This window comes from Synechococcus sp. H55.11, from assembly GCF_047462475.1.
GTDB lineage: Bacteria > Cyanobacteriota > Cyanobacteriia > Thermostichales > Thermostichaceae > Thermostichus.
Genome location: NZ_JANSJI010000083.1, coordinates 11,506 through 20,174, shown reverse-complemented (window position 1 = coordinate 20,174; position 8,669 = coordinate 11,506). Strand labels below are relative to the sequence as shown.

The 8,669-nt window shown below is 60.1% G+C and carries 10 protein-coding genes; 4 read left to right on the top strand and 6 right to left on the bottom strand.

Annotated elements, in window-relative coordinates:
* Nucleotides 1–35: 35 nt before the first annotated feature.
* Together NW853_RS03570 and NW853_RS03565 are read right to left on the bottom strand one after the other, a co-directional pair.
* Entirely contained in the window at nucleotides 36–701 is a 666-nt protein-coding gene (locus NW853_RS03570) for a TVP38/TMEM64 family protein (protein ID WP_414347796.1), read from the bottom strand.
* 158 nt (nucleotides 702–859) lie between these two features.
* Complete coding sequence (locus tag NW853_RS03565; protein ID WP_414334089.1) at nucleotides 860–1,210, bottom strand: phenylpyruvate tautomerase MIF-related protein; 351 nt, start codon at nucleotides 1,208–1,210, stop codon at nucleotides 860–862.
* 182 nt (nucleotides 1,211–1,392) lie between these two features.
* Here NW853_RS03565 and NW853_RS03560 point away from each other — a divergent pair, with 182 nt between their 5' ends.
* Nucleotides 1,393–1,767: a RidA family protein gene (locus NW853_RS03560; protein WP_414347810.1), complete on the top strand. Its 375-nt coding sequence runs from the start codon at nucleotides 1,393–1,395 to the stop codon at nucleotides 1,765–1,767.
* A gap of 70 nt (nucleotides 1,768–1,837) precedes the next feature.
* Here the strand turns inward: NW853_RS03560 and yidD are convergent, their stop codons facing one another.
* The gene (gene yidD, locus NW853_RS03555; RefSeq protein ID WP_414347793.1) at nucleotides 1,838–2,116 is read right to left on the bottom strand and encodes a membrane protein insertion efficiency factor YidD; all 279 of its coding nucleotides are present in this window, start codon (nucleotides 2,114–2,116) and stop codon (nucleotides 1,838–1,840) included.
* 193 nt (nucleotides 2,117–2,309) lie between these two features.
* On the opposite strand from yidD, the gene NW853_RS03550 reads away from it, so the two are divergent.
* Both NW853_RS03550 and NW853_RS03545 read left to right on the top strand, forming a co-directional pair.
* Nucleotides 2,310–3,599: an MFS transporter gene (locus tag NW853_RS03550; protein WP_414347790.1), complete on the top strand. Its 1,290-nt coding sequence runs from the start codon at nucleotides 2,310–2,312 to the stop codon at nucleotides 3,597–3,599.
* Nucleotides 3,600–3,649: 50 nt separating this feature from the next.
* On the top strand, nucleotides 3,650–4,519 hold the full coding sequence (locus tag NW853_RS03545) for a SpoIID/LytB domain-containing protein (protein WP_414347787.1): 870 nt from the start codon (nucleotides 3,650–3,652) through the stop codon (nucleotides 4,517–4,519).
* Between the two features lie 462 nt (nucleotides 4,520–4,981).
* Here NW853_RS03545 and ubiE read toward each other — a convergent pair whose 3' ends face one another.
* From ubiE to NW853_RS03530, 3 genes are all read right to left on the bottom strand, one after another.
* Nucleotides 4,982–5,725, bottom strand: a complete 744-nt coding sequence (gene ubiE, locus NW853_RS03540) for a bifunctional demethylmenaquinone methyltransferase/2-methoxy-6-polyprenyl-1,4-benzoquinol methylase UbiE (RefSeq protein WP_414347785.1) — start codon at nucleotides 5,723–5,725, stop codon at nucleotides 4,982–4,984.
* An 89-nt stretch (nucleotides 5,726–5,814) separates the two neighbouring features.
* A complete protein-coding gene (locus tag NW853_RS03535) occupies nucleotides 5,815–6,540 on the bottom strand; it encodes a hypothetical protein (RefSeq protein ID WP_414334099.1) in 726 nt (241 codons plus the stop codon).
* 121 nt (nucleotides 6,541–6,661) lie between these two features.
* A complete protein-coding gene (locus NW853_RS03530; protein WP_414334100.1) occupies nucleotides 6,662–6,916 on the bottom strand; it encodes a hypothetical protein in 255 nt (84 codons plus the stop codon).
* A 202-nt stretch (nucleotides 6,917–7,118) separates the two neighbouring features.
* Between NW853_RS03530 and NW853_RS03525 the strand changes: the two genes are divergently transcribed.
* Nucleotides 7,119–8,666, top strand: coding sequence for a TolC family protein (locus NW853_RS03525; RefSeq protein ID WP_414347782.1), 1,548 nt, complete (start codon nucleotides 7,119–7,121; stop codon nucleotides 8,664–8,666).
* Nucleotides 8,667–8,669 lie beyond the last annotated feature (3 nt).

Genomic DNA, 8,669 nt, shown 5'->3' with positions numbered 1-8,669 from the left:
GCGGGCTCCCCAGTTCAAACCTGACTTGGATTGGCCTAGACAGGCTCCACCACTTCCCGTAGGGCTTGCCGAGCCACACGGGTGATGTAGACGGTGGCAGCTACGGTGGCGATGAGGCCCACAAGGCGAACGGCCCACTGAACCATTTGCGCTTGGGGATCCAGGCCTTCCCTGTTGGCCAGGGATCCCGCCAGCGAGCCGATGTACACATACATAAAGGTGCCCGGCACGATCCCGACGGTGCCCAGCAGGTTATCCAGAAAAGAAACTTGGGTCAGCCCCAGGGCATAGTTCAGCAGGTTGAAGGGAATAGCAGGCGACAGACGAATCAAGCCGACGATCTTCCATCCCTCGCGCCCCACCGCCCGATCGATGGCCGCAAACCGGGGATTGCCCTCGATCCATCTGGCCACCCGTTCCCGCGCCAAGTAGCGCCCAATGAGAAAGGCCAAATTGGCTCCAATGGTTGCCCCAATCAGCACGTACAAAGCCCCAGCCAGCACCCCAAACACAGCCCCTGCGCCCAAGGTCAGCACCGAAGCCGGCAGAAGCAGCACAGTGGCCACAATGTAGATGGCAATGAAAAGCACCGGCCCCACCGGCCCCAAGCCTTCCACCCAGCCCAGAGCCTCGGCGAACCAGTCTTGAATAACTCCAAAAAATCCCAATCGATGGGCTGCCCAAAAAACAAGAACAGCCACGCCCAAAACGCCAGCAAGCTTCAGCAGAAGCTGCTGCTTTGCGGGATTTGTTCTGGGTTGGGTGGGGTCTGCCACGGCGGTCGGGAGCGTCAAAAAGCTTTTGCTAGATAGGCTGGAGCAGCCAGGCGAGGAGATGCTTGACTTGTGTGAAGTAGCTTTCACCCAAAGGTCGTGCCGTTCCATCCCCAAAGATAGCCTTTGGCATCGCCGAACTCAATGTAAATCCTCTTCTTGGGGATCCCCAATTTGTCCTCGATGGTGCTGCAAAAAAACTCGCTCAGGGATCGGGTTTGATCGGCGGAAAACTGCCCAATACTCTTGATCTCTACATAGCAGCAGGGATCGGCGCTGCCGGCAAAGGTCATCGGGATCCCTCCTTCAAAAGCAGTCATTACGTAGGCTTCCGACTTGCCCAACTGCTTAGCCAGAGCAGCAGAGAGGAACTTGAGTAGGTCTGCCACGGTGGCAGGTTCTGGCTGCAGAGAGGTTTGCAACTTGATCAAAGGCATGAGCACTTTTTCTTCCCGACAAGCCTATTTTGGCATTGCGGGTTCGTCTTCTCTGGGATCCGCCTGTGGTAGCGTAGCGAAAGAGCTTCTCTTCACGGGGGCAAACCTCTATGGAGCCGAGCAATCTGGCCAATTCCGCGATGGGCCACCCGCAGGGCCAAACTGGGCCAGGCCCTCGGGAGGTGCAAACCGAGGCCGCTCCTGCTCCTGTCGGCCCTTACAGCCAGGGCGTTGTTGCTTCGGGGCCCTTTCTGTTTGCCGCCGGCCAGGTGGGCCTGGATCCCAAAACCGGCAAGTTGGCGGGGGAAGATGTTGCCTCGCAAACTCGGCAGGCGTTGCTGAACCTGAAGGCGGTGCTGGAAGCAGGGGGCACGAGCCTGGCCAATGTGGTGAAGACAACCGTTTTTTTGGCGGATATGAAAGACTTTGCCGCCATGAACGAGGTTTATCGAGAGTTTTTTGCCGCAGACCCGGCGCCGGCCCGCTCTTGCGTGCAGGTGGCTGGCTTGCCCTTGAATGCCTTGGTGGAAATCGAGGCGGTGGCCTGCTATTCCTGACTGACCGGCTCCCAAATACAGCCTTTTCCGGCAACACCGATCTTGGCCTGAGAAGGATCCCCCTCGTCAATCAATCTCGGCTGGGGCGATAAGTTTCGTCAGGTGCGGATCCTGGCAAGTCGGGCACCGGGTCGTAGCCCCCCGGATGCCAAGGGTGGCAGCGGCAGAGGCGGCGGATCCCCAGCCAACTGCCTCGGATGGCGCCGTAGCGCCGCACTGCTTCCAGGGTGTACTGGGAGCAGGTGGGGTAGTAGCGGCAGGCAGGAGGCAGCCAAGGGGAGATGCCTATCTGGTAGCCCCGAATCAGGGCAACCAAACCGCGAGTCAAGGGATCCGACTGTTCCACCATAGGCGAGCGTACAAAAAGGCCACTTCCAGGCTAACGGCTGCCCCTGAACAGGGATCCTGCACAGTTCCAGACAAGAGGTTAAGATTGAAAAAGTCAGCACCCAAATAGACATTTCGTAATATTTCTGTTCAGGGATGCTGTGGAGACGGCTTTGCTCCCTGGCAGGGTTGTGAGAGTTTCATCGGGAGTGGGCGTGAGGGTATTCGGGCAGCTACAGCCGGCGCAGCGGCGCAACTTGGGCATTCTCTTCGTGGCCGGGCTGCTCTTTTGGGCCAGTCTGTCTTCGCTGTTGCCCACACTGCCGCTCTACGTCCGGGATGTGGGCGGCACCAGCCAAGAGGTGGGCTTGGTGATGGGGGCCTTCTCGATTGGGCTGCTGGCTTTTCGCCCTTGGTTGGGGCGGCTGGCGGATGGCCATAGTCGCCGGATCGTCTTGCTCATCGGCATGGGCGCGGCGGGGATGGCGCCTTTGGGGTACTGGCTCTGGGATTGGATCCCGTGGATAGCGCTGGTGCGGGCCTTTCACGGGATCAGCATCGCCGCTTTTGCCACCGCCTACGTTACTTTGGTGGCGGATTTTGCCCCGGAAGCAAAACGCGGCGAGATCTTGGGCTACATGAGTTTGGTCAATCCCATTGGTGTAGCCATCGGCCCTGCTTTGGGCGGCTTTTTGCAGGAGCTGGTTGGTTATGGCCCTCTGTTTCTCTTTGCCGCTCTGCTGGGGTTGGTGGGCTTTCTCTGTACCCAATCGGTTCGCGAGCAGCGCCGTGGGGGTTGGGGATCCCTGCCCCCGGATGGAGCGTTTTGGAGCCTTGTGCTCAACCCCAAGGTGTGCTCTCTCGCCGGGGTCATGCTCTTGGTGGGGCTGGCCTTCGGCACCCAGACCACGTTTGTGGCCCTGTTGATCCAAGAGGTCGGAGTTCCCCTCAATCCCGGTCTTTTTTATACGGCGGTGGCCTTTGCCAGCTTCGGCGTGCGCCTGCTGGCTGGTCGCGCTTCCGATCGCTACGGGCGGGGGCCGTTTATCTCTCTGAGCTTGGCCACCTATGCTCTGGCGATGGGGATCCTGTTGGTTGCCGACAGCGTCGGGGCTTTTCTTGTCGCCGGGATCGTGGTGGGGTCGGGTTTTGGCACCTTGATCCCGCTGATCTCCGCCCTGGTAGCCGATCGCTCTGAGCCGGCGGAGCGGGGGCGTTTGTTCAGCTTGGTGATGTGTGGGTTTGACTTGGGCATTGGGCTGGCGGGGCCGATCCTGGGCACCCTGGCGCTGGGATCCGGCTATCGGGCCATGTTCGGCTATGCGGCCCTTCTGGCATTGGCTTCGCTGGGAGCTTTTCTCTGCTTCTCCAATGGACGACCGGGATCCTCCCTGTGCTTTGCCTTGGGCCTGGAACCGGATCGGTTTCGACAACCTGATCCTCTCCCTTTGGAGCAACCCCATCCGCCCACTCCCTTGTCAACGGGATCCCGTCCCGCCCTTTAGGCACCCTGATTTTCGTTCCCAAGTCCGATTTGCTCTATCCTAGGCTGGGGTTGCTGTACAAAAAAGAACTCTGGACAGAGGCTATGGGAGCACGGGGTTGGCTTGCCCTGATGGGATCCCTGCTGGTGGGCACCTTAGGGGGATGGATAGAGAGCGCTTGGGGGGTGACGGTGCGCGTGCAATTGGCCGATGCCACCGCCCCTGTGGTGGTGGGCGTTTCTCGCCCCGCCCAACTGACCAACAGCCGCCAAGAGGTGCTGGCCGAGTTGCCGCCCATGCAAGGGTTTTTGGCCCAGCCCGGCCCTCAAGGGGTGCGCCTGCAGGGAGTGGTCAGCCCGGTGTTGTTCATCGAGCCGCCAGCGGGTGGCCTGGTGGCGGTGGATGGCCGCTGGTATTCCGGCAAGGTGCTCTTGACCGGGTATAACAGGGTAATGGCCATCAACTACGTGGATCTAGAAGACTACGTGGCCGGCGTGGTGGAAGCCGAGATGGGATCCCGCTTCTTACCCGAGGCCCTCAAGGCCCAGGCGGTGGCGGCCCGCACCTATGTTCTTCACCACCGCAATTCCCGCGGCTGGTTTGATGTGTTTAGCGACACCCGCTCCCAGGTGTATCGGGGCCTCTCGCAGCGCTCAGCCGCCGCCCTAGCAGCAACACACGCCACCCGCGGCATCGTCATGGTGTATGGGGGGCAATTTGTAAACGCCATGTACAGCGCCAGCGCCGGCAGCCAAACCGTTGGGGTGAGCGGGATCCCTTACCTGAGAAATCTGCCGGATTTTAGCCCCTATCCCAAGTACGGGCATGGCATTGGCATGAGCCAGTGGGGCGCCCAAGAATTGGCCCGTCAGGGCTGGACTTACCACCAAATTTTGGCCTATTACTACCGAGGGGTCAGCTTGGCCCGTCTGCCGGAGTGAGATCCTCGACGTCTCGTCCCGGCCTTCTATCTTGCCCGCATCGAGTGTGCTCTAGGTACCTCTGCAACTGTTCCTCAGCCAGCTTGGCATGCTGCTCAGCCAGTTCTGGAGGAGTTAGGATCTGAGCGCTGCCCATAAACCGGTTTACCCAGCGCAAAAATTCCCCGTGAGAACGGGGTGGAAGCTGGACTTGGCTACCCATATCAAAAGCATTCGTACATAGAAGAGAGACTGTAAGAAACTTTGGGAAACTTATCAGAAGGATCGGGATGTTGCCAATCTAATTGACTCGCTGGATGAGTTGTTTATTGATGAGGAATTGTACAAGGATCTCCCCTCTCACCATCAGAATCCACCGTTTTTTAATCAAGAAGATGTCCAGCTTGTTTGCTACCAATGGTTTAGGTCAGAGCCTGAGCCTCAGGTGGATCCCTATCTACTTAGGCAGAGGCGAAAGGATCCCTATGAGGCGCTACACTGACGATCGCAGTGACAGGCCTCAATCACCAGTACTCCCATCATGCCCCACGCTAGGGGGTAAAATTTGGCGCTAGCAAACCCTGCCTGCAGGGCTATTCGCCGTTGCTCTTCTCCAGATGGAAAGCGATCCAGGCTGGGATCGATGTAGGCATATTCGGATCCCAGTCCCAAGGCTTTGGCCTGGGCAACGACCTGGGTGTTCAAGTACCAGCGCTGAAAGTGTTCGAGAAAAGGGATCCCTGTAGGGCGATGAAAATCCAAAATGGCGGCACGGCACCCCGGCTTTAGCACCCGTCGGATCTCGCGCAAGGCTTGGGGAATATCGCTCACGTTGCGCAAGCCGTAGCCCATGGTAACGGCATCGAAGCTATCGTTGGGAAAAGGCAAGGCCAGAGCATCTCCTAGAACCCACTCGATGGGATGGTTAGGGAATAGCTGCCGGGAGCGGTGCCGGGCAATGTTCAGCATGGCGGGAGAGAAATCTAGGCCCACTACACGACCCCTGCGTCCTACTCGGCGGGCCAACTGCAGGGCCAGATCGCCGGTTCCGCAGCACAGATCCAGCACGTGATCCCCTGAGCTGGCGCCCGACCAACGCACGGCCATGCGCTTCCAAACCTGATGGAGACCCAAGCTCAAGGTTTGGTTAAGGAAGTCGTAGTGGGGAGCAATGCGGTCGAAGAGATCTCGGATTTGCTCAGGCTGTTCAAAGGTTGGACTGGGCACTGCCACCTCATGTTTCCCTGTAAAGACCTGGGGATCTAGCCCCAAGAGCGCGAACGAATCCCCGGCCTGAAGCCAAAAGAAGAGGGGGGCTAGGGCGGCACCGGGATCCCGCTGGCTCCCACTCGGTGGCGGCGGCTGGGGTAATCGGCCAAACTCAGGGACAGGGAGCGGGATCCGGCCAAGCTGGAAGCCGGGATGCGGATGATGCCCTGGAAAACTTGGCTGTTGGGGGGCAGCTCACCCGGCAAACCTTGGGCAAGAGCGTTGATCGAGCGTCCGTTGTCGTCGGTAACGTTCATGAAGCTGTAGAGAAAGCGCACCGTCTCTGACGAGTTGTTCTGCATAGCCACATTCAAGACTACTTGGCTTCCCTCGCGACGAACCGAGAGCACCTGCATGGCAACCTGGCCACTGGTGGCAACTTGCCGAGGGAGGGGAGGTGGGGTGGGCGCCGGTGACGAGGCGCGGGGAGGCGGCGGAGATGGAGTGACAGGTCGGGGGGTAGGCGTTGGAGAGGGGGCCGCCGCCAACTCAGGCGACAGGCGGGGGGTGGGCGTTGGGGTAGGTGTTGCGACTGGCGTGGGCGTTGCCGTGAAAAGAGGGGTAGGCGTTGGGGGTGGGCGAAGGTTTGCTTCCGCTGCTGCGATCACCTCAGCCTCGTTCAGCAAGGGCACGCTGCGGGGATCCCGAACTGCGCGGGAGCGAGAAGCCTGACCGGAACCGGTGACGGGAGAAGAAACCCCCGATAGGGCTCGTTGGCCGAATAGATAGCCCAGACAAGCGCTCACCACCGCCGTGAAGAGGAATGCGCTCAACCAAAACAGCACCCCCGAGAACCCGGAGGTGAACTCCTGCGGCGGTCTGGCCAGTCTACGCAAAGGCTGTTAACTCCTGCTGCAGATTCGCTTTACCTATGATACGCAAGCAATAGGGAAGCTAAGAATTCTCGACTGGGGCAGAGTTTTTGCGCTGTTGCTCATGGGCCTGCAGCGTGGCCCTGTCCAAGTTGGGCAGCCGTTCCCCCAGCCACCAACCCGGATCTTCCCAGCTCAGGGATCCCAGCCATTTGCCGGCCCGATCCGCCAAGACCAGGCCCAACAGAACCGGAGCGGTGGTGAGCCCCAACGCCAGGCTGAGCCAGAGGGGCGGAGAGTTTTGGGGGGGAGAAGATGCCGGCTTGGGACTGGTCATGGCTGAACTCGTGCTACTCAGATCCTAAATCTAGTTGGTGGCATTCCATCGAACCCAGTGCTTGGGCAGAGCGCAAATCCCACCGGACGCAGGTCGGGCAGGTCAGCGGAGCAGCAAGAGATCCTGTGGAAAACCGTCTTATTTTTGTCTTTCATTCTGCGATACTGCTAGGGGTGATGTTGAGAATCCCAACACGATGGCGATGGAAAATGTAGCTGGGGATCCGCTGCGACTTCCTCAAGGGCAGATGGGCTTGGCGGGATCCCAGTTGCACCTTGCCCGTTCCGCCCCCTGTGGCCTACTGTTGAGTCTGCTCTGGGTTGCTCCTGCTCTTGCCCAGCCGGAAGCCCCTGGCTCCGCTACTTTTGCTCTGCCCAACAGCCGCGACATCCTCACCCCCCCACCCCCCCCCACCCTATCGATTCCCCCCAACCTTGCCGACTCCGCCCCTGCCGCTGACCTGGCGGTGCAGGGAGCCTTGACGGCTGAAGAATTGGTAGTACCCCAATCCCCCTTGCAGGTGCGCATTGAGCGAAGAGAGGGCTTGTCTTTAGAACAAGCCCTGGAGCTTGCCGTGGCCCAAAACCCAACTGTGCAGCAGGCCAGGCTGGCCGTCGAGCGGGCCGAGGCCGGGGTGGCCGTCGCTCAAGCTGCCTTTGCTCCCAGCCTCTCCACTCGAGCCAGTTACCAATACAGCGAACCTCCTTCACCCGGCGGCGGGCCAAGCCGCGAAGTTCACACTTTCTCAGCCAGCGTGGTGCGGGTGGAGTACACCGCTTTTGACACTGGCCTCAGGGAGCAAAACCTGAAGCTGGCCCAAGAAGCTCTGCGCGTCGCCCAACTGCAACTGGAGCAAGCCCTGCAGACGGTCAAACAAGCTGTGGCCAACGCCTACTACGATCTGCAAAGCGCCGATGCCAGGGTTGCCATCAGACAGGCTGCTGTCGAAAGCTCGGAAGCCACCCTGCGGGATGCTCAAGCTCGAGAACGGGCCGGGCTGGGCACGCGCTTCGAGATTCTCCAAGCAGAGACGGAATTGGCCAACAATCGACAAGCCTTGCTGGCGGCCCAAAACATCCAACAACTGAATCGCCGCCGTCTGGCCGAACTGCTGAACTTTCCCAGCCCCACCGATGTGTTGGCCAGCGACCGCATCGAGCCGATGGGAGAATGGGATCTCAGCTTGGAAGAGACCATCATCGCTGCCTTCGCCCAACGACAAGAGCTGGAGCGCCAACGCCGCGAGCTGGAACAAGCCCAAAGCCGTGTGCGCCTGGCCCAAGCCCGCAATGGCCCCCAGGTCGGTTTGTTCGCCACCCTCGATGCCGTTAACGATTTCAACGCCAGCCGCAACAGTTTTGATGTTGGCTATTCGGTCGGAGCCAATTTCAGCTTGACGTGGTTCGATGGGGGAGCAGCATCTGCCCAAGCCCGCCAAGCCCAGATCGATGGACAAGTGGCCGTGAGCAATTTCGTTGGCACCCGCAATGAAATCCAGCGGGGGGTGGAAGAAGCCTTCCTGACCCTCAGCTCCAGCCGCGAGCAGATCGACTCGGCCAAAGTGGCGATTGCCTCGGCAGAAGAAAGCCTGCGCTTGGCCCGGCTGCGCTTGCAAGCGGGGGTGGGCACTCAGACAGAGGTGATCAATGCCGAAGCTGCCCTCACCACCGCCCGTGGCAACCTTTCCGATGCTGTGATCGCCTACAACCGCGCCTTGGTACAACTGCGGCGGGCCATCGGCAGCCTCTAACCC

Bases quoted from the DNA above. Each gene is read 5' to 3' on its own strand.
- NW853_RS03565 (WP_414334089.1), bottom strand. From the start codon at position 1,210: ATGCCTTTGATCAAGTTGCAAACCTCTCTGCAGCCAGAACCTGCCACC.
- yidD (WP_414347793.1), bottom strand. From the start codon at position 2,116: ATGGTGGAACAGTCGGATCCCTTGACTCGCGGTTTGGTTGCCCTGATT.
- NW853_RS03530 (WP_414334100.1), bottom strand. From the start codon at position 6,916: ATGACCAGTCCCAAGCCGGCATCTTCTCCCCCCCAAAACTCTCCGCCC.
- NW853_RS03525 (WP_414347782.1), top strand. From the start codon at position 7,119: ATGGAAAATGTAGCTGGGGATCCGCTGCGACTTCCTCAAGGGCAGATG.